19 protein-coding genes are annotated in these 20503 nt (G+C 67.5%); 9 read left to right on the top strand and 10 right to left on the bottom strand.

All coding sequences use genetic code 11. The features are described 5' to 3' along the window. Positions 1 to 10 precede the first annotated feature (10 nt). The 3 genes from K7711_RS21105 to K7711_RS21095 all read right to left on the bottom strand — a co-directional run bounded on the left by K7711_RS21105 (position 11) and on the right by K7711_RS21095 (position 2517). A complete protein-coding gene (locus tag K7711_RS21105; RefSeq protein ID WP_222971130.1) occupies positions 11 to 973 on the bottom strand; it encodes a class I SAM-dependent methyltransferase in 963 nt (320 codons plus the stop codon). A 71-nt stretch (positions 974 to 1044) separates the two neighbouring features. After that, entirely contained in the window at positions 1045 to 1557 is a 513-nt protein-coding gene (locus K7711_RS21100) for a TIGR04338 family metallohydrolase (protein ID WP_222971129.1), read from the bottom strand. Positions 1558 to 1686: 129 nt separating this feature from the next. Beyond that, positions 1687 to 2517 (bottom strand): DUF2786 domain-containing protein, encoded by an 831-nt coding sequence (locus K7711_RS21095; RefSeq protein WP_222971128.1) that lies wholly within the window; start codon positions 2515 to 2517, stop codon positions 1687 to 1689. 165 nt (positions 2518 to 2682) lie between these two features. On the opposite strand from K7711_RS21095, the gene K7711_RS21090 reads away from it, so the two are divergent. The 3 genes from K7711_RS21090 to K7711_RS21080 all read left to right on the top strand — a co-directional run bounded on the left by K7711_RS21090 (position 2683) and on the right by K7711_RS21080 (position 5995). Beyond that, positions 2683 to 3984 carry an ABC transporter substrate-binding protein gene (locus tag K7711_RS21090; protein WP_222971127.1) on the top strand — a complete coding sequence of 434 codons (1302 nt, stop codon included), beginning with the start codon at positions 2683 to 2685 and terminating at the stop codon, positions 3982 to 3984. Positions 3985 to 4106: 122 nt separating this feature from the next. Next, the gene (locus tag K7711_RS21085; protein WP_222971126.1) at positions 4107 to 5090 is read left to right on the top strand and encodes a carbohydrate ABC transporter permease; all 984 of its coding nucleotides are present in this window, start codon (positions 4107 to 4109) and stop codon (positions 5088 to 5090) included. An 83-nt stretch (positions 5091 to 5173) separates the two neighbouring features. Further along, positions 5174 to 5995, top strand: a complete 822-nt coding sequence (locus K7711_RS21080) for a carbohydrate ABC transporter permease (protein ID WP_222971319.1) — start codon at positions 5174 to 5176, stop codon at positions 5993 to 5995. Positions 5996 to 6029: 34 nt separating this feature from the next. Here the strand turns inward: K7711_RS21080 and K7711_RS21075 are convergent, their stop codons facing one another. Further along, on the bottom strand, positions 6030 to 6362 hold the full coding sequence (locus tag K7711_RS21075) for an antibiotic biosynthesis monooxygenase family protein (protein ID WP_222971125.1): 333 nt from the start codon (positions 6360 to 6362) through the stop codon (positions 6030 to 6032). 59 nt (positions 6363 to 6421) lie between these two features. Between K7711_RS21075 and K7711_RS21070 the strand changes: the two genes are divergently transcribed. From K7711_RS21070 to K7711_RS21055, 4 genes are all read left to right on the top strand, one after another. Continuing rightward, positions 6422 to 6859, top strand: coding sequence for a MarR family winged helix-turn-helix transcriptional regulator (locus K7711_RS21070; RefSeq protein WP_222971124.1), 438 nt, complete (start codon positions 6422 to 6424; stop codon positions 6857 to 6859). 165 nt (positions 6860 to 7024) lie between these two features. Continuing rightward, positions 7025 to 9274, top strand: coding sequence for a transglycosylase domain-containing protein (locus tag K7711_RS21065; protein ID WP_222971318.1), 2250 nt, complete (start codon positions 7025 to 7027; stop codon positions 9272 to 9274). A 399-nt stretch (positions 9275 to 9673) separates the two neighbouring features. Next, positions 9674 to 10135, top strand: a complete 462-nt coding sequence (locus K7711_RS21060; RefSeq protein ID WP_222971123.1) for a GyrI-like domain-containing protein — start codon at positions 9674 to 9676, stop codon at positions 10133 to 10135. Between the two features lie 9 nt (positions 10136 to 10144). Further along, on the top strand, positions 10145 to 10570 hold the full coding sequence (locus tag K7711_RS21055) for a GyrI-like domain-containing protein (protein WP_222971122.1): 426 nt from the start codon (positions 10145 to 10147) through the stop codon (positions 10568 to 10570). A gap of 17 nt (positions 10571 to 10587) precedes the next feature. Here K7711_RS21055 and K7711_RS21050 read toward each other — a convergent pair whose 3' ends face one another. The 6 genes from K7711_RS21050 to K7711_RS21025 form a co-directional block, all read right to left on the bottom strand. After that, positions 10588 to 11256, bottom strand: coding sequence for a Crp/Fnr family transcriptional regulator (locus K7711_RS21050; RefSeq protein WP_222971121.1), 669 nt, complete (start codon positions 11254 to 11256; stop codon positions 10588 to 10590). Further along, positions 11253 to 12887 carry an adenylate/guanylate cyclase domain-containing protein gene (locus K7711_RS48965; protein WP_222971120.1) on the bottom strand — a complete coding sequence of 545 codons (1635 nt, stop codon included), beginning with the start codon at positions 12885 to 12887 and terminating at the stop codon, positions 11253 to 11255. Before K7711_RS48965 ends, K7711_RS21050 begins: the two co-directional genes overlap by 4 nt. Positions 12888 to 12951: 64 nt before the next feature. Further along, a complete protein-coding gene (locus K7711_RS21040) occupies positions 12952 to 14487 on the bottom strand; it encodes a serine/threonine-protein kinase (protein ID WP_222971119.1) in 1536 nt (511 codons plus the stop codon). A 329-nt stretch (positions 14488 to 14816) separates the two neighbouring features. Beyond that, entirely contained in the window at positions 14817 to 15110 is a 294-nt protein-coding gene (locus K7711_RS21035; RefSeq protein ID WP_222971118.1) for a hypothetical protein, read from the bottom strand. Positions 15111 to 15313: 203 nt separating this feature from the next. After that, a complete protein-coding gene (locus tag K7711_RS21030) occupies positions 15314 to 16429 on the bottom strand; it encodes an inositol-3-phosphate synthase (RefSeq protein ID WP_222971117.1) in 1116 nt (371 codons plus the stop codon). Then, on the bottom strand, positions 16422 to 16979 hold the full coding sequence (locus K7711_RS21025; RefSeq protein ID WP_040829363.1) for a PadR family transcriptional regulator: 558 nt from the start codon (positions 16977 to 16979) through the stop codon (positions 16422 to 16424). The genes K7711_RS21030 and K7711_RS21025 overlap by 8 nt, the downstream gene beginning before the upstream one ends. A gap of 171 nt (positions 16980 to 17150) precedes the next feature. Between K7711_RS21025 and K7711_RS21020 the strand changes: the two genes are divergently transcribed. Next, on the top strand, positions 17151 to 17561 hold the full coding sequence (locus K7711_RS21020) for a DUF5318 domain-containing protein (RefSeq protein WP_040829364.1): 411 nt from the start codon (positions 17151 to 17153) through the stop codon (positions 17559 to 17561). A 280-nt stretch (positions 17562 to 17841) separates the two neighbouring features. After that, positions 17842 to 20403, top strand: a complete 2562-nt coding sequence (locus K7711_RS21015; protein ID WP_372460175.1) for a transglycosylase domain-containing protein — start codon at positions 17842 to 17844, stop codon at positions 20401 to 20403. The last annotated feature ends 100 nt before the right edge of the window (positions 20404 to 20503 follow it).

Here is a 20503-nt window from a genome sequence, read left to right as displayed (position 1 = left end):
CACCGGGAGACTATGCCGCCTTCTCCACTGCGGCGATCGCGAATCCGCCCCAGGCACGGCGTTTCTGGGTATCTTCGCCGAGGGTCTGCTGCTCGGTCAGTGACAGGCCGCAGGATCGGAGCAGTTCGGCGAGACGGTCACGCGACGGCGGTGTGCTGTCGACGCCGAATTTCAGCTCCTCGCCCGCGGCGCTGGTCGCGGCTCGGCCATAACGCCAGTAGAACGAGGACGATTCGAACGGTTCGCTGGTGAAATAGTCGAATGCGACGACGCTTCCGGCGGCCGTCGAAGCGATCTTGCGCAGGGTGTCCTCGACGGCGGCCCGGTCGAGGTACATGGTCACGCCCTCCCAGAGGAACAGCGTCCGCTCGTCCGGGGCGAACCCCGCGGCGGTGAGACGGTCGAGCCAGTCCTCCTCCTCGAAGTCGGCAGGCACGAAAGTCACTCTGCCGGAATCTATTCCGGCCTTCTCCAGGGTCTTCCGCTTGACGGTCTGGGTCGGCAGGGTATCGACCTCGAAGACACGCACGCGCAGATCGTTCGCAAGCCCGTAGGCGCGCGTGTCGAAACCCGCGCCGAGAATGACGAACTGCGTGACATCGGGCAGGTAGCGCTCGAGGGCCGCGTCGAAGAACCCGATCCGCGCCGACGCCTCGTACTGCGGGGAAACCTTGCCCTCGTACGGGTAGCGGAACGCCCGCGGCACGTACCCGGTCAGCCGATGCGCCAGGAATACCGGAGCGGTCGTCAGGAACAGCGCCGGGCCCGGAACGCCGGGCAGTGCGCGCAGCAGCCGGTCGGCCGCCTCGTCCGGCCTGGTCCCGAAGTTGTGCTCGGAGTACCGGGCGCTCAGCGGCCCCTGCGCGGTGCCCGACACCCCGGACCGGCCCGAGCTGAGGGTCCCGCCGATCCACATGATGTAGCCGATCAGGAACAGCGGAGACATCACCGTGCACAGAACGTAGAAAGCCACACGTGACACGACCTTGCGCATACGCCTCCCTCGATTCATGGTCGACGCCGAGACTACAACCGAGCAGCCCGTCAACCGATCCGCACACCACAGCCCAGTAGCGAAGTGCGCAACACCAATGCCGCCTCCGGCCCGATGACCCCGTCGACCAGTTCGAGGTACCGGGAACAGAATTCGGGCCCGTGCGCCGCCCGGTCCTGTCCCGGTTCGCCGAGATGGTGCGCGATCTCGTGCAGAACCACCAATTCCCGCAACGCCCAGGCACTTCCACCGGCATGCAACGGCACCGCGAGCACCGCTGTCTCGACCTCGTAATGCGCGGCCCCCGCACCCGCCCGCGCCCGAACCGTCACCGCGTCGCCCGCACGACCCCACCCCGCGCGAACCCAATTCAACGCCAGCACCCGATCCACATAGCTCTGCACCGACTCCACCGACGCGAACCGGCGCTCCACCGGCAGCGTGATCTGCGACCCGTACAGCTCCACGGTCCGCCCGCCACCCTCGTCGGCCCGATCGAACATCCGCCGCACCAGTCCCTCGGCGTCGTACACCCGCGCCCGCTGACTGTCCCGGGTACTCATGCCCCGACTCCGGCTCGCTCCGCCTCGGACACCGGACCTCCCACTGTTCTCGCCGACCTACGACACCTTCGCGACATCGACACAGTTGCGCCGCGCCCCGTCACGGTTACGGAACCGGCCGTGGCCCGATCACGCGTCGAGTTGTCCACGTGCGGCGCCGAGTTCGGGTGCGGAACCCAACCGCGCGGCTCGGCCGGCACGGTCACCGGCACGCCGGGCCCCGGGCGAGTACCCGGCGGACTCCTGCGGACCGCGCCAGGTGCCGCGCGCTTCGGAGGTCCGGGTGTAGAAGCTGGTCAGTTCGAGTTCCTTGTCGCGCAAGGCGATCGCGGTGCCCGCAGCCGCGGTGGACTCGGCCTGCACCTCCGCCTCCACGTCGGCCTTGACCGCGGACAAGCGTCGGCCGACACGCGCGGCGAACGCCATCTGGAAATTCAGCCGGGCCGTCACGGCCGCGACGGGCGCACGCACCTGCCGCTGCACCTTGCGACCGTAACGCTTCTCGACGACGACCTTCTCCACCGTCGCGGACCGGTACTGCCCGGACTTGATGTACAGATCCGACGCCCGCACCATCTGCACCAGCAGACTCGCATACAGCGCCTCGCACGCGGCGATATCGGAGTCGAACCCGTACGCGTACACCTGCGTCGAGGTGCGAGCGACATCGCAGCGCACATCATTGGCGGTGGCTATCGCGACGAACAGTTGCACATAGGTGCGCAGCCCGCGCTTGCCCGCCTCGCCGATCGCGATCACCCGCTGCACCGGCGTCGCCCGGCGCTCCCGGCCCCTCACGTGCGCACGAGCCACCGTCAGATCGATGGACGAGCGGGTCGCCAGGCGTTGCGCGGCGGCGAGAAACGCTTCGGCCTCGTGCTCGTTGTCGGTGGACTCCGCCTGACGCAGCAGTCCGCCGATACGCGTGAGCAACTTGTCCTGAGTTGGCTGAGTCGACATCGCGCACCAGAATATAGAGAACCGACCGACACGACCGGCCACGGACGATGTATCTTGCGTTGTGCAACCGGCTGAGTGTGCCGGCGCTCACGGCTACGCGTCGTCGCCCTCGGCTCCACCGTGCGCGCCATGGCGGCTGTGGCTCGTCTCGACCCTGGAGTATCGATGGCATTGAACAAGGTGAGGTCACGACGCTCGTCCCGGACCTCCCGCGCCGCTCTGGCCGCCGCCTCGGCGGCACTGCTCACCGCGACCCTCGCGAGTGGGTGCTCGAGCAGCAGCGGCAACAACCCGACCACACAGGACCTCGGCGGCCGCGGCCCGATCACCTTCGTCGAAGGTAAGGACACCTCGGAAACCGGTGCGGTCAAACAGCTCATCGATCGCTGGAACGCCGCGCACCCGTCCGAGAAGGTCACCTTCAAGGAACAGTCCAACGACGCCTCCCAGCAGCACGACGACATGGCCCAGCACCTGCAGGCCAAACAGTCGGACTACGACGTGATGGCCCTCGACGTCACCTGGACCGCGGAATTCGCGGCCAAGGGCTGGATCCAGCCGCTGAAGGACTCCTTCGCGCTGGACACCTCCACCCTGCTCTCGCCGACGGTGGCCAGCGCCACCTACAAGGGCAACCTGTACGCCGCGCCGCTGAACACCAACGGCGGCCTGCTGTACTACCGCAAGGATCTGGTGCCGAACCCGCCCAAGACCTGGACCGAGATGACCGGTGACTGCAACGTCGCCAAGGAACACAATCTCGGTTGCTACGCAGGGCAGTTCGCGCCCTACGAGGGTCTGACGGTGAACACCGCCGAGGTGATCAACGCCTACGGCGGCACCTTCGTCGGCCCGGACGGCAAGACCCCGACCATCGACAGCCCGCAGTCCCGCGCGGGTCTGCAGGTGCTTACCGACGCGTACCAGAAGGGCGACATCCCCAAGGAGGCCATCTCCTTCGAGGAGCCCGAGAGCCAGAACGCCTTCGCCCAGGGCAAACTGCTGTTCCTGCGCACCTGGCCGAACTTCTACGGTGTGGCACAGGCCGATTCGTCCGCGGTGAAGGGTGAGGTCGGCGTCGCCGCGCTGCCCGGAAAGGACGGCATCGGCGCCTCCACGCTCGGTGGTTACAACGCCGCCATCAGCGCGTACTCCAAGCACAAGGCCACCGCACTGGACTTCCTGCGCTTCCTGATCAGCGAGGACGCCCAGCACATCGTGGCCGAGGGCGCGTACCCGCCGGTGCGGTCCTCGCTGTACGACGATCCGGCGCTGATCGCGAAGTTCCCGTACCTGCCGACGCTGAAGGATTCGATCGCCAGCGCCGTGCCGCGGCCGGTCACCCCGTTCTATCCGGCGGTGTCCAAAGCCATCCAGGACAACGCCTATGCTGCGATCACCGGAAAGAAAACGGTCGACGCCGCGATCACCGGCATGCAGAAGGGGATCCAGGCCGCCGGTTCCTGACCGCGAGAGCGCCTGTGCCGAGCCGAGTCCCGTAGGAGAGAAGAACGGTGTCAGATCCTTCGGGAACATCGGAGTACACGTCTGTGGCCGAGTCCGCGAGCGATTCATCGACAGCGCCCGATATGCCGAACGGTAGTCGGAAGTCGCCGGTCGCTCGCGCACTGAACAAGCTGCCCGAATCGGGGCGCGCCTGGTTGTTCGTGGCCCCGGTGCTGCTGGCCCTGGCCGTGGTCATCGGCTATCCGGTGGTGCGCGCGCTGATCATGTCCTTCCAGAAGGACTCCGGACTCGATCCGGCGACGGGCATGTTCGTCAACGGCGGCAACGCCGGATTCAGTAACTACACGCACTGGCTGTTGCAGCAGTGCGCACTGCCCGCCGGCGGCACCGAGTCCTGCCCGACCGGCAATCTCGGCTCGCAGTTCTGGACCGCGATCCTGGTGACGCTGCTGTTCACTGTCATCACGGTGACGCTCGAGGCGGTCATCGGGCTGGGTATGGCCACGGTGATGGGCAAGACCTTCAAGGGCCGGGCGCTGCTGCGCGCCGCGGTGCTGATCCCGTGGGCCATCCCGACCGCGGTCACCGCGCGGCTGTGGGAGTTCATGTTCCAGTACGACGGCGTGGTGAATCGTGTTCTCGGAACACACATTCTGTGGCAGACCGACCCGTGGTGGTCGCGGTTCGCGGTGATCATCGCCGACGTGTGGAAGACGACGCCGTTCATGGCGTTGCTGATTCTCGCGGGGCTGCAGGTGATTCCGGCCGACGTGTACGAGGCCGCTCGGGTGGACGGCGCGTCGGCGTGGCAGCGGTTCAGCCACATCACCCTGCCGCTGCTCAAACCCGCACTGCTGGTGGCGATCCTGTTCCGCACGATGGACGCGCTGCGGCTCTACGACCTGCCCGCCATCATGACCCAGGGCAACGCCAACACCCGGACCATCTCGATCCTGGTCGTCGACCAGGTGCGCCAGGGGGCCAACAGCGCCTCGGCACTGTCGGTGATCACCTTCCTGCTGATCTTCGCGGTCGCATTCGTGCTGGTGAAGGTGTTGGGCGCGAATGCGGTTGCGACACAGGAAGAACAGCGGAGGGCGCACTGATGAGCGACACCGGATTCGCCGATGCCGTCACCGTGCCGGAAACCGCCGGAGCGGTCACGGCGCGCGTGCCGCTGAGCAAGCGGATGCGTTCCGCGAGTACGTATGTCGGCGCGCTGATCATCCTGGTGTGGGGCCTGGGGCCGTTCTACTGGATGGCCGTCACCGCCTTCCGCGATCCGACCTACACGTTCGACAACACGCCGTGGCCGACGCATCTGACGACGGAGAACTTCAAGAACGCGTTCGACACCAGCCGCGGCAACAACTTCGGCCGGGCGCTGACCAACAGCGTCGTCATCGGCGCGGCCACCACGGTGATCGCGCTGCTGATCGGCATGATGGCCGCATATGCCCTGGCGCGCATCACCTTCCGCGGTAAGACCCTGGTCGCCGGGCTGGTGCTGAGCGCGTCGATGTTCCCGGTGGTCGTGCTGGTGACGCCGCTGTTCCAGCTGTTCACCGATATCGGCTGGCTCGGCCACTACCAGGCGATGATCATCCCGAACATCTCCTTCGTGCTGCCGATGACCGTGTACGTGCTGGCCTCGTTCTTCGCCGAACTCCCGTGGGAGCTCGAGGAGGCCGCGCGGATCGACGGCGCATCCCGTTACCAGGCGTTCCGCCTGGTGATGCTCCCGCTGGCCGCCCCCGCGGTATTCACCACCGCGATCCTGGCCTTCATCGCCGCGGTCAACGAATACCTCCTGTCCAGCCTGCTGTCCTCCGACGCGACCGAACCGGTCACCGTCGCCATCGCCCGCTTCTCCGGCAACGACCCCCTGGTCCAGCCGTACACGGCGATCATGGCCGCCGGCATCATCGTCACCGTCCCCCTGGTCATCATGGTTCTGCTCTTCCAGCGCCGCATCATCTCCGGCCTCACCGCGGGCGGCGTCAAGAGCTAGGTCGCCTCGCCGTCGGACTCGCCCGCGGGCGAGTTCAGCGGTGGTGGATGGATTCCACGGTGAACAGGTGTGGGTCGAAGTGGTCGGCTACGGCGGCGGCTTGTTTCATGTGTGTCTGGGCGGTGGGGTTGTCGAACACTTCGCGGTAGGCGTCGGGGGATTGCCACTGGGCGTAGTTGATCACTCGGGTGCCGTCGTCGCTGGCGTGGATGTTGGCGGAGATGAAGCCCGGGATGTGCTGCATCACCTCGTCGGTGGCGCGGGTCAGGAGGTCGACCAGGGTGCGCTGGCGGTCGGGCTGGACCGTGAAGACGTTGATCAGGGTGGTGAGCTGGGCGTCGGTCGCGATGGTGGTGGTGTCGGTCATGGCGATCTCTCCTTGATGTCAGGATCCTTACATAGGCCATTATGTGTAAGGTTCCTGTCATGAGTCAAGAGGGCGTCGAACGGCGGGTCGGGTATCTGATCAAACAGGCGCAGCAGACCTTCCATCGCGCATGCGAGGAACGGCTGCGGCCCCTGGGGCTGACCATGTCCCAGTACGCGGTGCTGCGCGCCCTGGCCGACGTCCCGGGCGCGCCCGCCGCCGAACTCGCCCGCCGCACCTTCGTGACCCGCCAATCACTGCGCGACGTGCTCAACGGACTACAGAAGGCGGGTCTGGCCACCGTCGCGGACCAGCCCTCCACCGGCCGCGCCCGCCCGGTCACCCTCACCGAATCCGGCCGCGCCCAGCTGGATCGCGCCGACGCCATCGTGCTGGACATCGACAACCGGATGACCGAGGATCTGGCCCCCGCGGATCTCCGGCAGCTGGCCGCACTCCTGACCACCTGCATCGAAAGCCTCACCGAGCCGACGTGAACGGGCCGATGCGAGCGAGCGCGGGGGTGCACCATCGAGCTGTGTGGACCGCCGGTGCTGCCGGTGTAGGCGGTCGGGTCTTACGCTGGTAGGCGATTTCTATCGTGCGGTTGTTCGATCACCTTGTTCTTGTAGTCCGAGGAGTTGATCGTGAGTTCGATCCGTATGCGGTGGCGAGGTGGCGGGCGCAAGGCTGCGCCGTATGCCTCGCTTGCGGGGTGGAACGAGCTCCCGGGACGGGTCCGGCGACAGCATGCGGCTCCGCAGCGGCGGGTGCGGGGCGAGGACGACGAACCCGCGCACGAGCGGCCGCGGCGGACCCGGGGACAGCGGATCCGGCGATTGCTGTTGGCGCTGTTCGTGATTTTCATCGTCATTCCGGCGCTGCTGCTGGTCCTGGCCTACTGGAGCGCCGAGGTGCCCGCGCCGGACGCGGTGCAGTCCAACCAGATCGCCACCATCACCGCCGACGACGACACCACCGTGCTGGCCAGAATCGTTCCGCCGGAAGGAAATCGGACGCCGGTGCCGTTGGCGCAGGTGCCGGTTCCGGTGCGCGACGCGGTGCTGTCGGCGGAGGATCGGAACTTCTACACCAATCCCGGATATTCGACCTCGGCATACCTGCGCGCGGCGCGGGACAACCTGCTCGGTCGCGACGACGCCGGAGGCGGGTCGACGATCACCCAGCAGTACGTCAAGAACGCGTTCCTGAGCTCCGAGCGCACCCTCTCGCGCAAGGTCCGCGAGCTGATCATCTCGGCGAAGATGGCACGGCAGTGGAGTAAGGACGACATTCTCGCCGCCTACCTGAACACCATCTACTACGGTCGCGGGGCCTACGGGATCGCCGCCGCCGCGCGCGCGTACTTCGCCAAACCGGTGCCCGAGCTGACCACGGCCGAAGGCGCGGTGCTGGCCTCGGTGATCCGCACCCCCTCGCTGCTGGATCCGGAAACGCATCTGCCACAACTGCGGGAACGCTGGAACTATGTGCTCGACGGCATGGTGAGCATGGGCAAGTTGAGCGCGAAAGATCGTGCGGCGATCCAGTTTCCGCAGATCGCGCCGGTCAGCGCATTCACCGACGACGCCGCGCACAACGCCAACGGGCTGATCCGCACCCAGGTCCTGGCCGAGCTGCGCAACGCCGGGATCAGCCAGCAGGAGATCGACACCGGCGCACTGCGCATCACCACCACCATCGACCCGCGCGCCCAGCAGTCCGCCCTGGACGCGGTGCACAACACGTTGAGTGCGCAGCCCGCCCAGTTGCGCAGCGCGGTCGTCTCGGTCGACCCGCGTTCGGGTGCGCTGCGCGCCTACTACGGCGGGGACGACGGCGTCGGCTTCGATTTCGCGCAGGCGCCGCTGCAGACCGGATCCTCGTTCAAGACCTTCGCGGTGCTGGCCGCGCTGCAGCAGGGGATTCCGCTGTCGTACCGGCTCAACAGCGCGCCGGTGACGGTGAACGGCGTCCCGGTCACCAATGTGGAGGGCGAATCCTGCGGGACCTGTTCGCTGGCCGAAGCGTTCAAGCGGTCGCTGAACACCAGCTTCTACCGGCTCGCCGAGACGATCGGTCCGCAGGCCATCGCCGACGCCGCGCATCAGGCCGGGATTCCGGAGCAGATTCCGGGCATCGCGGGCCGCACCCTCAGCGAGAACGGCGGGCCGCCCGCCCTGGCGATCGTGCTGGGCGCGTATTCGGTGCGTCCGGTGGACATGGCCGTGGCGTATGCGACCGTCGCGAATTCCGGGATGTATCACACGCCGTTCATCGTGCAGCGCGTCGTCACGGGGGACGGCCGGGTGCTGCTGGATCGCGGCGTGCCCGGCAAGGATCAACTCCCCGCGCAGCAACGGATTCCGGCGCAGGTCGCCGATACGACGATCTCGGCGATGCTGCCGATCGCGGCGTACTCGAACGGGCACGCCCTGGCCGGTCGCCCCGCCGCCGCCAAGACCGGCACCACCCAGCTCGGCGACAGCGGCGCCAACAAGGACGCCTGGATGGTCGGTTTCACTCCGTCGCTCGCGACGGCGGTCTGGGTCGGCACCGCCCAGTCCCAGGCCATCCGCACCTCCGGCGGCGCACCGATCTACGGCGCGGGCCTGCCCTCGGACATCTGGAAGAAAACCATGGACGGGGCCCTGACCGGCACCCCCGTCGAACATTTCCCGTCCGCCGCGCCCACCGACACGCCGACCGACACGCAGGGACCGTTCATCGCCACACCCCCGTCGTCGGAACAGCCCCACGGCCCGTTCGACATCCTCGCGCCGCCGACCACCACGCAACCTCGCCGCCGCACCCCGGTCCCCGCACCCGCCCCGGCCCCGGTTCCCGCACCCCCTCCCCCGCCACACCAGGTCGAGATCTTCCCGGGCCTGCACGTCCCGGTCCCGGGCTGAGGGTCCGGATTGCCTGGTCACCCGCCGCGGCCCGGACATCTTCGGGACTCCGGTCTCACCGATCGCTATCGGGTCGAGATCATCTCCGGCCGCTGTGTCGTAGTCCCCGACTAAGCTCGGGGAACGGAGCACGCATCGGCAGCACTGCCGTGGACCGGCCCATTGCGGGCCGGTCAGCCGACACGCATAGGATCACCTAAAGCAGGGACACAACAACCCCAGGTCACCCGATTTCCGCCCACTCCACAACACTCCGACGCCCGGCCGGGGCCCGCCCTGGGACCGACGGAGCGACGGAGTACAGCGACTGAGCGGAGAAGGGCAGGACCGGGTGCACAGGGGCCCCAGCCCGCCGGAGCGGAGCGGAGGCCGGAGATACTAGACATAGGGGCGACACCGGTGGATTTCAATATCGTCGAGCGCCACGAGACGCTGGTGGCGGGGACCGTCCTGCGCAGCCCGGCGCTGGCGGTCGAAGGCCCGCGCCGGCTGAAGGTGGAGGAGGCCTGGCGGCACAACCTCAAACGTGATCTGCCGGGCCCCCCGGCGAGCGCGTACGTCGATCACGCGCCGGAGATCGGCTCGTACCTGACGCATATCGTCGGTTACCGCTGCCGCAGGCTCGACGATCTGTTACCCGGTGATGTGCTGGCGCGCGTGCCGGGTGGCCGGTTCGCGCGATTCGTCCGCAGCGGGGACGACCTGGGTGACACCATCGTGTCGGTGTGGCGCGCGGTCTGGGATCTGGAGACCGCCGGGGCACTGGTACGCGCCTACACCGGCGATTTCGAGCACTATCCGGATCGGCGCACGGTAGAAGTGTTCGTTGCGCTGGCCGACGACGACACGGGCGAGAAGTAAGGCGCGAATATGGATTTCGAGATAGTCACCCTCGAGGAGAGCCTCGTCGGCGGGCTCACCGTTCCGCTGGCCGGTCGCGAAGTGGCCGCCCGCGACCTGGATCTGGTCAACTTCACCTGGGACAGATATCTGTCGCGGGACAAGAACGCCCAGCGCGTGGCGGCCTACGTCGGCCAGAACGACCATGCGGTCGCCGTCCTGGGCTACGAACTCGACGCCCTGGATCAGCTCGACACCGGCGACGTCCTGACCAGGATCCCGGCCGGTCGCTACGCCAAATTCGTGGTGTCCGACAAGCCGTACGACCTACTGCGCACGGCCTGGGCGAAGGTGGCCAAGGCCGAGGCCGCGGGCGTCATCACCCGGTCGCACAGCGCGGAGATCGAGCGCTACACGGGTCCGGCCTCGGTGGAGGTCTTCGTCTCCCTGGACTGAAGTAGGGGTACGGGGCCTCAGTGATAGGTGTTCGCGGCGGCTACGAGGGCGCGGCGGTCGGTGACGACGATGCGGCCGCGCCGTAGTTCGACGATGCCGCGGTCCTCCAACTCGCGCAGGATCTTGTTCGCGGTGACGCGGGTGGTTCCAGCCATGGAGGCCAGATCGTCCTGGGTGAGGCGGATTTCGGCGATCGGGGCGGGGCCGCCGTAGATGCGGGCGAGGTTCACCAGGCGGCGGACCACGCGCGCCTCGACCGGCAGGTACAGCGCCTCGAGCACCATGCCGGACAGGCGGCGAACCTGTTCGACGAGAGTGTCGGTGAGCATCCGCTCGACGCCCGGATAGGTGGCGCGCAATGCGGTCAGCTGGGCGCGGCTGAGGCTGAGGGTTTCCGCGTTCTCGGCGGCCTCGACGGTGGCGGTTCGTTTGGCCTCGGGGCTCAGCAGAGCCAGTTCGCCGAACGCGTCACCGGGACCGATGACCGACAACGTGGCGGTGTAGCCGAGCGGGGTGGCCACGCGGATCAGCAGCAGCCCGGAGACGACCAGATGCAGCGTGTCGCCGGGATCGCCTTCGTGACACAGGATTTCGCGGCGTTTGAACCGCCGGGGTGTACACGAGGCGAGCAGCTGACGTCGCTCACCGTCCGAAAGACCGCGCAGCAGTGCGAATTCGGTCGTCATCGCAGTCCCTCCAGGACGTAGCAGGTGACCGGCTCGCGCCGCCCCTTGACGGTGATTCCGCCCAGCGTCCGCACCACCGCCCGCGGACCCAGCTGCGCATACGTCGTCGAGCCGATCACCACCGTGCCGGGTTCGGCCACCCCCTCCAATCGAGCCGCGAGATTGGTGGTGTCGCCGATCGCGGTGTAGTTACGCATCTGTGCCGCACCGACATTGCCCACCAGCGCCGGCCCGGAGTTGACCCCGACCCGGAAACGCGGCCAGTCGGGTCGTCCCGCGGCGATCCGCCCGACGACGTACTGCAACCCCAGTCCGGCGCGCGCCGCGCGCATCGCGTGATCGGGCTGCGGATTGGGTGCGTTGAACACCGCCATCACCGCATCGCCGACGAATTGCACCACCGTCCCGCCCTCGCCCAGGATGACCGGCACGATCGCGCCGTAGTAGGTGTTCAGCATCTGCACCACCGCCGCGGGATCGGTGTTCTCCGCGAACGGCGTGAAACCCGACAGATCCGCCATCAGCACGCTGACCTCCGCGATCCGTCCGCCGAGATCGGCCTGCGCGGGATCGGCGAGCAGTTCGGTCGCCACCGCCGGGGACATATAGGACCGGAACAGCTCGTCCAGCTGCCCGTACAGCCGCGCATTCTGCGCCAGCACCGCGAATTGCCGTTCGGTGAGCCCGAATCGGCGCGCGAGCTGCACCCCGACCGGCCCCAGCGGCGCCTGCGCGGGCACCCCGCTCGCGGCCCGCTCCCGCAGGATGCCGACCATCTCGGTGAGCGCCCGCGCGTAGTCGCGTTCGAGCGAGGCCATGGTCTGGCTCAGTGTGACGCTGTCGAACAGCCCCAATGCCGAACCCTCCCTGCGGAATTGCAGGTGGGTGCTGACGGCGATCAGCGCGAACGCCACCACCATCAGCACGTGCCACTCCCACCACGAGGTCCGCCAGCTGCGCCCGAATCCGACCGCGAGCAGCGCCTCGATCAACAGCACGAAGGTGGTGCAGATGGTGAGCAGCAGCAGCGCCCGCCGCCGCACGAACCGCCACGCGTACACGATCGCCGCGCCCAGATAACACAGCGCGCCGAGCACCGCGATGCCCACCAGCGGGCCGGAAGATTCTGTGGGACTGGGCGTTCCGTTCAAGGGAGGTAGCCGGGTCAGCGAGATCGCGGACCAGACGACGAAACTCAGCGCCGGTAGCGCGGACAGCAACCAGCTGAACCGATGCAGCCGCGCGACCGCCTCCGGCCCGTATTCGACGGCCGAGGCCAGTGCGGCGATCCCGCCGAGGGTCAGTCCGATCGGCACCGCGTACACGAAACCGGCATTGGGCGAGTTCAGGATCACCCCGGGCGTGGCGATCGCGTGCAGCGCGAGGAATCCCGCGGAGAACTGGAACGTCAGCGAGACCAGGATCAGCCGGACGTCGCGGCGAGCGCGCGCGGCGCGAAACAGGATGGTGCCCAGTCCCGTTGCGAGTACGGCCGCGGCGAGCACCAGCCAGAAATGCTGCACATGATGTTCGTAGTGGGCGTCGAGCATCGGATCGGCGACGAGCAACCACAGCCCCACCGCGGGCAGCGATACCGCCGTCACCCACGTCAGCGCTCTCACTGTGAACACTCGTCGAACCTACTCACCGATCAGCGATACGGCATCCCGTCGGGTGCCGGCGCCGCGACTGCGGCTATCTGCCCAGCGGAAGCTGCTGCCACTGTTCGAGCAGCTGATCGATGGTGTGGTCCTTCCAGGTCATCACGAGCACGAACCGGGAGTAGGCGGGATCTGCGAAGAACGTCCACACCGGCGGATGGGTGGTGTCGCGGGCGTAGTCGCTACCGGCACAGGTGACGACCAGCGGAGCCTGCGCCTGCTTCGGGTGGGCCCGATTCTGCGGACGCGGATCGCATTCGTTGAAGAGTTTCGAGACCAGTTGACCCAGGCTCAGGCCGTCGTGTGCCGATCCGGTGCGGTCCATGATGTCGACCACCAGCGGATTCTCGCCGTTGTCCCCCATCGGGATCGGACAGGAGATGCGGGCGTAGTCGTGATCGGCGGGATCTTCCGTGGACCCCGGATCGTTCTGTCTGCACGTGGCTCCGTGCCATCCGGTGTTGGCGTTCAGCCCGCCGATGAGTTCGGGGAATGCCGCCGCGGCGGCGGCGTGCCGGGCATCCCAGCCCGTCGCGACGCCGGGCGGCACCGCGGTGGCGGCATCGGTAGTGCGCGGGCCGCCGAACAGATCGGTGCCCATGGCCAGGTAGGCGATCACCGCGAGAATCACCACCACGGCGCCGGCCACCGGCACCGCCGTGCGCGCCGAGATCCGGCCGCGTAGTGATTTACGCTGGGGCTTCGGGCTTTCCACCGGTTTGGACACGGCCGTGGTGTCGCTGGTCGCGGGCCGGGCCCGCTGCACCTCGGCGATGAATTCGCTGCAACTGGGGAACCGGTCCGCCGGATCCTTGGCCAGCGCCTTGGCGAAAACCGGATCCAGCGAGGCCAGCTGCGGCATCAGCTCGCCCGGCAGCAGTGGCGGCGTATAGACGTGCGCGTGCATCAGGGCGATCGAGTTGGTCACCGGAAACGGCGGCCGCCCGGTCAGCAGCACAAACAGACTGCAGGCCAGCGAGTACTGGTCGGACCGGTGATCCACGGCATCGCCGGAGACCTGCTCCGGCGAGACGTAGGCGGCCGTTCCGGTCACCGAACCGGTCCTGGTCAGACCGGTGGTCACCTCACGCAGCCGGGCGATCCCGAAATCGGTCAGCAGCGCGCGTTCCCGGCGGCCGGGCTCGGGAGCCGCGATCAGGAAGTTCGACGGCTTCACGTCCCGGTGCAGTACCCCGGCCCGATGCGCGTAGTCGAGCGCGTCCGCGATCTGCGCACCGATCCGCAGCGCGCGCTCGAAATCGACGTCGGCGAGCGCGCCGGCATCGGTGCCGTGCACGAATTGCATTGCGATCCAGTGGATATCGCTGGTGACGCCCCGATCGTAGATGGTCACGATATTGGGGTGGTCCAGACCGGCGGTGAAATCGCCCTCCCGTTCGAACCGCTGCCGGGCCTCCGGATCGGCCTTGGACGGATCGAGCAGTTTCAGGGCGACCGCCCTGGGCAACCGGGGATCCTGCGCCAGATAGACGATGCCCCAGCCGCCTGCACCGAGTTTGCGGTCGATGATGTAACCGGCGAACGACTCGCCGGCGTCGAGCTCGATCACCGTTATCCTCCGGTCGCAGCACCGCAGAGGTCATGCGGTAGCGGGTCTTCTCCTACAGCCGGACGAACCTCGCCGAATCGCTTCCCGGCCGCCCCCGACTGATCACTCTCACGAGTACCCCCGGTCTCGCGACAACACACGTCACAGTACTCACATCCGGCTTCGCTCCCGACTTCCCTGTGACCAGTCGCCCGGCCCTCGCATCCGACCTGCGGTTTTGTCGATGGTCGGCCTGCGACGAGTTTGCACAGCGAGTCCGCTCGTGTGTGAGGGGTGGTGCCCCGGCGCTGCGGCCGGGGCACTCGCCGTCCGAGCGCGGTGGTTCGCGATCAGCGACCGCGGAACCAGTCGAAGTCGAAGCCGCGGTTGTGATCGCGGTAGTTCTCCCAGTCGTGGTGGTGGCTGCCGTGCCACACGTAGCGGTCGCAGAAGTTGTAGTAGTGCCAGTTGAAGTTGTTCCAGCCGCAGTACGAGTCACCCCACCAGGTGTGTGCCGGCTGGACGACCGTGGCGTGCACCGGCTCGGCGACAGTCGGTGTGGCGGAAGCGATTCCGGCTCCCGCACCCGCGATGGCGGCGGTGGCCGCGGCGACGGTGGCGATGCGGCGGATCTTGCTGATCATGTTGTGCTCCAAGTTGTTTCGCTCTGGTTGGCAAGGTGATGACAATCTTGCCGAGCGGCGAGCGGAAGTACTGCCAGCACGACGACGCTCGGTGTGTAAACCTCGATACACAACGCGGAAACGCGAATCGCGAAAAAAACGATGCGCCCCCGGGATTCCCGGGGGCGCATCGAATGTCGAGCGTGATCAGGCGCAGATGCTGCTCAGGCGTTGATGATGAACGCCTCGAGCTCGGTGCGGGCCACATCGTCGGCCAGCTGCTTCGGCGGGGACTTCATCAGGTAGGCCGAGGCCGGGATGACCGGTCCGCCGATGCCGCGATCCTTGGCGATCTTGGCCGCGCGCACCGCGTCGATGATGATGCCCGCCGAGTTCGGCGAATCCCACACCTCGAGCTTGTACTCCAGGTTCAGCGGCACGTCACCGAAGGCGCGGCCCTCGAGGCGCACGTACGCCCACTTGCGGTCGTCCAGCCAGCCGACGTGGTCCGACGGGCCGATGTGCACGTCGTTCGCGCCCAGTTCCTTCTTCAGGTTGCTGGTGACGGCCTGGGTCTTGGAGATCTTCTTGGACTCCAGCCGCTCGCGTTCGAGCATGTTCTTGAAGTCCATGTTGCCGCCGACGTTCAGCTGCATGGTGCGGTCCAGCTGCACGCCGCGGTCCTCGAACAGCTTGGCCATGACGCGGTGGGTGATGGTCGCGCCGACCTGAGACTTGATGTCGTCACCGACGATCGGGACACCCGCGTCGGCGAATTTCTTCGCCCATGCCGGGTCCGAGGCGATGAAGACCGGCAGCGCGTTCACGAATGCGACATTGGCGTCGATGGCACATTGCGCATAGAACTTGTCGGCCTCTTCCGAACCGACCGGAAGGTACGAGACCAGGACGTCGACCTTCGCGTCCTTCAGCGCCTGCACCAGGTTCACCGGCTCGGCCTCGGACAGCTCGATGGTCTCGGCGTAGTACTTGCCGATGCCGTCCAGCGTCGGGCCGCGCTGCACGGTGACCCCGGTCGGCGGAACGTCCGAGATCTTGATGGTGTTGTTCTCACTGGCGAAGATCGCGTCGGACAGGTCGAAACCGACCTTCTTGGCGTCGACGTCGAACGCGGCGACGAACTTCACATCGCGGACGTGGTAGGGACCGAACTTGACGTGCATCAGACCGGGCACGGTCGCGCTCTCGTCCGCGTCCTGGTAGTACTGCACGCCCTGGACCAGCGAAGAGGCGCAGTTACCCACACCTACGATGGCCACGCGAATCTCGGACCCGGCGCTCGCACCGGTGGCCTGTGCAGCCGTGTTGACATCACTCATGGCCGGTATTTCCCTCTTTCTGTGGTGCCGCCTTCATCGATTGCTCCGCGGCGATCAATTCGTTGAGCCAGCGCACTTCGCGCTCGCTTGATTCGAGGCCGAGCTGGTGCAGCTGGCGGGTGTAGCGATCCAGGGTCCCGCTGGCCCGCTTGATCGCCTCCCGCAGCCCCTCTCGGCGCTCCTCGACCTGCCGGCGCCGGCCCTCCAGGATCCGCATCCGCGCCTCGGCGGGAGTGCGACCGAAAAAGGCCAGGTGAACGCCGAACCCGTCGTCGGTGTAGTTCTGCGGCCCGGTGTCGGCGAGCAACTCGCTGAACCGCTCCCGGCCGGGATCGGTCAGCTGGTAGACCCGCCGCGCCCGCCTGGTCACCGCACCGGCCGGGGACTCCTCGGCGATCAACCCGTCCGCCTGCATGCGGCGCAGGGTCGGGTAGAGCGACCCGTAGGAAAAGGCCCGGAACGGCCCCAGCAACCCGGTGAGTCGTTTGCGCAGCTCGTAGCCGTGCATGGGCGCTTCCAGGAGCAGCCCGAGAATCGCGAGTTCGAGCACGGGCCTCACCTCCTGACTGTCGTATGCGGACCGCACCTGTGGATGCAATGACCAACTATATCGCGCCGATATAGTAACCGACACGTCGGCGCGACACATCGAATCGCATCAGGCGGATCGGGGACACGGACCCGGCAGCGTGCGTCGGTGCGCACCGCTACTCTGGAGGCCGTGCGAATTCAGCGGCAGGTAGTGGACTATGCGCTTCGGCGCCGGTCGCTGCTGGCCGATGTCTATGCGGGCCGCGTAGCTGTCAGCGAGGTCTGCGATGCGAATCCTTATCTGCTGCGCGCGGCGAAGTTCCACGGACGAGGCAGTGAGGTCACCTGCCCCATCTGCCGGAAAGAGCAGCTCACTCTCGTATCGTGGGTCTACGGCGATGGACTCGGGCCGGTCGCAGGCTCGGCCCGCACGCCCGAGGAACTGATCCGGCTGGCGGAGACTCGCGAGGAGTTCTCGGTACACGTGGTCGAGGTGTGCCGCAGCTGTAGCTGGAACCATTTGGTGCAGTCCTATGTGCTCGGACACGCACCGGCGCCCACGCGTCGGCGCACCGGCACCCGTCGGACCGCCGCCGAGTGATGTGTATCGCGCCCGCGGCCCGCTTCGGCGGGCCATCGGCGGTTGTGATCGGCCGCCCCCCGGACCGTTTCGAGTTATGGAGATCCGAGCTGTGACTTCGCCCTACGACGATGGACCGTCCGGCGGCCGCGCCAACCGCGGTCCGCAATCCGGCCCTGGCGGATATCCCCCGCCGCGGCCGGGGGGCCCGCCGCAGGGCGGACGGCCACGGCCGCCCGCACGTCCCGGAGAGCAGGCGCCCGGCCCCGGCCCCCGACGCAACGGCCCGCCGCCGGGCGATATGCGCGCCCCGCAGGGTCCCGGCAGCCAGCCACCCCGCGGTTCGGGCGCACAGGCCCCGCGCGGTCCCGGCGGACAACCGCCGCGCCGCCCGGCCCCGGGGGCCCGCCCCGGCCCGCCCAGCGGCGCGACGCAGAAGATCCCCAGCCCCTCCTCCGGTGCCACCCAGAAGATCCCGCCCAGTAGCCTCGGCGAGGCTATGGCGAATCGAAATCAACGTTCCGGCAAGGGAACTCGACCACGACCCGGCGAGAACACCCGGCCACGCACCGGGGCCAACCGCGCCGTCGGCGGCGGCACACCACCGTCCGGCCCGCCCCCACGCCGCAACGGCACGGGTCCCGGCGGCCCCGGTGGACGAGGCCCCAAGGGCGGCAAGAAGAAATCTCCGTGGCGGATCGTGCGCCGCGTGCTGTACGTGCTGGTGGCACTGGCCGTCGTCGTGCCGAGCGCGGTCTTCCTGATTGCATACTCGACCGTTTCGGTACCCAAACCCGGCGACCTCAAAACCAATCAGGTCGCCACGATATTGGCCGACGACGGCACCACGACGATCGGCAAAATCGTTCCGCCGCAAGGTAACCGCACCGACGTCACGATCGATCAGATCCCACCGCACGTGCGCAACGCGGTGATCGCCGCGGAGGACCGGTCCTTCTACACCAACCCCGGCTTCTCCGTCTCCGGCTTCGTCCGCGCCGTGCGCGACAACCTGATGGGCAAGTCCACCGCCGGTGGTGGTTCGACGATCACCCAGCAGTACGTCAAGAACGCCATGGTCGGCAATCAGCACTCGCTGACCCGAAAGATGCACGAGCTGGTGCTCTCGGCCAAGATGGCGCGGCAGTGGAGTAAGGACGACATCCTCACCGCGTACCTGAACACCATCCCGTTCGGCCGCGGCACCTTCGGCATCAACGCCGCCGCGCAGGCCTACTTCGGCAAGAAGGTCCAGGACCTGACCGTCGAAGAGGGCGCGATGCTCGCCGCCACCATCAACCAGCCGTACGGTCTGGATCCGGAGAACAACCGCGCGGGCGCGATCCAGCGCTGGAACTACGTGCTGGACGGCATGGTCTCGATGGGCAATCTGCCCAAGGCACAGCGCGTGCCGATGAAGTACCCGAACGTACTGTCCTCGAGCGACGGCGCGACGAAGGACAAGAGCGATCCGGACACCGGTCCCAACGGCCTGATCAAACGTCAGGTGGAGACCGAACTGAACGAGGCGGGGATCAGTCAGAGCCAGATCAACAAGGAAGGCCTGCAGATCACCACCACCATCAACCAGAAAGCCCAGCAGGCCGCGGTTGATTCGGTGAAGAAGAACATGAAGGGCGAACGTCCCGAGGACCGCACGGCCGTGGTGTCGGTCGATCCGAAGGACGGCGGCGTCAAGGCCTACTACGGCGGTGACAACGGCCAGGGCTTCGACTTCGCCAACGCGGGTCTGATGACCGGTTCGACGTTCAAGGTGTTCGGTCTGGCGGAGAACCTCGAGATGGGTAAACCGTTGTCCACCATGTACTCCAGTGCCGATCTGGACGTGCACGGCATCAAGATCACCAACGCCGAGGGTGAGACCTGTGGCGTCTGCACCATCGCCGAGGCGCTCAAGCGATCGCTGAACACCAGCTTCTACCGCATGGAACTGGACATGGGCGGCAACGGCCCGGAGAAGATCGCCTCCATGGCGCACAAGCTCGGCATCCCGGACACCATTCCGGGCGTGGGCAAGACCCTGACCGAACCGGACGGTTCGGGCCCCAACGACGGCATCATCCTGGGCCAGTACCAGGTTCGCGCACTCGACATGGCCTCGGCGTACGGCACGCTCGGCGCCGAAGGCGTCTACCACAAGCCGCATTTCGTGTCGAAGGTCGTCACCGCCGACGGCCAGGTCCTGCTCGATCGCGGTCAGGACGCCGGTGAGCGCAAGGTGTCCAAGGCCGTGGCCGACAACGTGGTCGCGGCGATGGCCCCCATCGCGCACTCCTCGTTCAAGCACGACCTGGCGGGCGGGCGCGTCTCGGCATCCAAGACCGGTACCACCCAGCTCGGTGACACCGGCCAGAACCGTGACGCCTGGATGATCGGCTTGACCCCCTCGCTCTCGACCGCGGTCTGGGTCGGTACCGAAAAGGGTGTCGCGCTGAAGAACGCCAACGGCGGAATCATGTACGGCTCCACGCTGCCCTCGGACATCTGGCGGGACACCATGGACGGCGCGCTCGATGGCACGCCGAAGGAGACCTTCCCGAAGCCGGACCAGATCGGCGGCCAGCCCGGTGGCGTGCCGTCCTACTCCGCGCCGTACACCCCACCCTCGACGACCCAGCAGTACACGCCGCCGGTGGAGATCACGCCGTCGCAGGTGGAGATCTTCCCGGGCGTCACCATCCCGATCCCGGGAATCCAGCAGAATCAGCAACCCCAGCAACAGCAACAGCAGCAACAGCAGAGCGGCCCGGGACCGATGTCCGGTCAGCCCGTCGCACCCGGCGGGACCTGGCCGAGCACACCGGCTCCCGGAGAGAGCAACACGAACGGCGATAGCAACTAGGACAGCTCACCGAGCAACCGGTAGCGTCGGTTGGCGTGTTCGAGGAGCAACTGGCGAAGACGCATCCAGGACCCCGGGGGGAAACACGGGAATCTCCAGA

The organism is Nocardia coffeae, assembly GCF_019890715.1.
GTDB lineage: Bacteria > Actinomycetota > Actinomycetes > Mycobacteriales > Mycobacteriaceae > Nocardia > Nocardia jiangxiensis.
This window is presented reverse-complemented; position numbering and strand designations above follow the sequence as displayed.

Excerpts from the sequence above, each read along its gene's own strand:
- K7711_RS21100 (WP_222971129.1), bottom strand. The coding sequence starts at position 1,557 with ATGAGTACCCGGGACAGTCAGCGGGCGCGGGTGTACGACGCCGAGGGA.
- K7711_RS21095 (WP_222971128.1), bottom strand. The coding sequence starts at position 2,517 with ATGTCGACTCAGCCAACTCAGGACAAGTTGCTCACGCGTATCGGCGGA.
- K7711_RS21090 (WP_222971127.1), top strand. The coding sequence starts at position 2,683 with ATGGCATTGAACAAGGTGAGGTCACGACGCTCGTCCCGGACCTCCCGC.
- K7711_RS21085 (WP_222971126.1), top strand. The coding sequence starts at position 4,107 with ATGCCGAACGGTAGTCGGAAGTCGCCGGTCGCTCGCGCACTGAACAAG.
- K7711_RS21080 (WP_222971319.1), top strand. The coding sequence starts at position 5,174 with ATGCGTTCCGCGAGTACGTATGTCGGCGCGCTGATCATCCTGGTGTGG.
- K7711_RS21075 (WP_222971125.1), bottom strand. The coding sequence starts at position 6,362 with ATGACCGACACCACCACCATCGCGACCGACGCCCAGCTCACCACCCTG.
- K7711_RS21070 (WP_222971124.1), top strand. The coding sequence starts at position 6,422 with ATGAGTCAAGAGGGCGTCGAACGGCGGGTCGGGTATCTGATCAAACAG.
- K7711_RS21065 (WP_222971318.1), top strand. The coding sequence starts at position 7,025 with ATGCGGTGGCGAGGTGGCGGGCGCAAGGCTGCGCCGTATGCCTCGCTT.
- K7711_RS21055 (WP_222971122.1), top strand. The coding sequence starts at position 10,145 with ATGGATTTCGAGATAGTCACCCTCGAGGAGAGCCTCGTCGGCGGGCTC.
- K7711_RS21050 (WP_222971121.1), bottom strand. The coding sequence starts at position 11,256 with ATGACGACCGAATTCGCACTGCTGCGCGGTCTTTCGGACGGTGAGCGA.
- K7711_RS21035 (WP_222971118.1), bottom strand. The coding sequence starts at position 15,110 with ATGATCAGCAAGATCCGCCGCATCGCCACCGTCGCCGCGGCCACCGCC.
- K7711_RS21030 (WP_222971117.1), bottom strand. The coding sequence starts at position 16,429 with ATGAGTGATGTCAACACGGCTGCACAGGCCACCGGTGCGAGCGCCGGG.
- K7711_RS21015 (WP_372460175.1), top strand. The coding sequence starts at position 17,842 with ATGCGCGCCCCGCAGGGTCCCGGCAGCCAGCCACCCCGCGGTTCGGGC.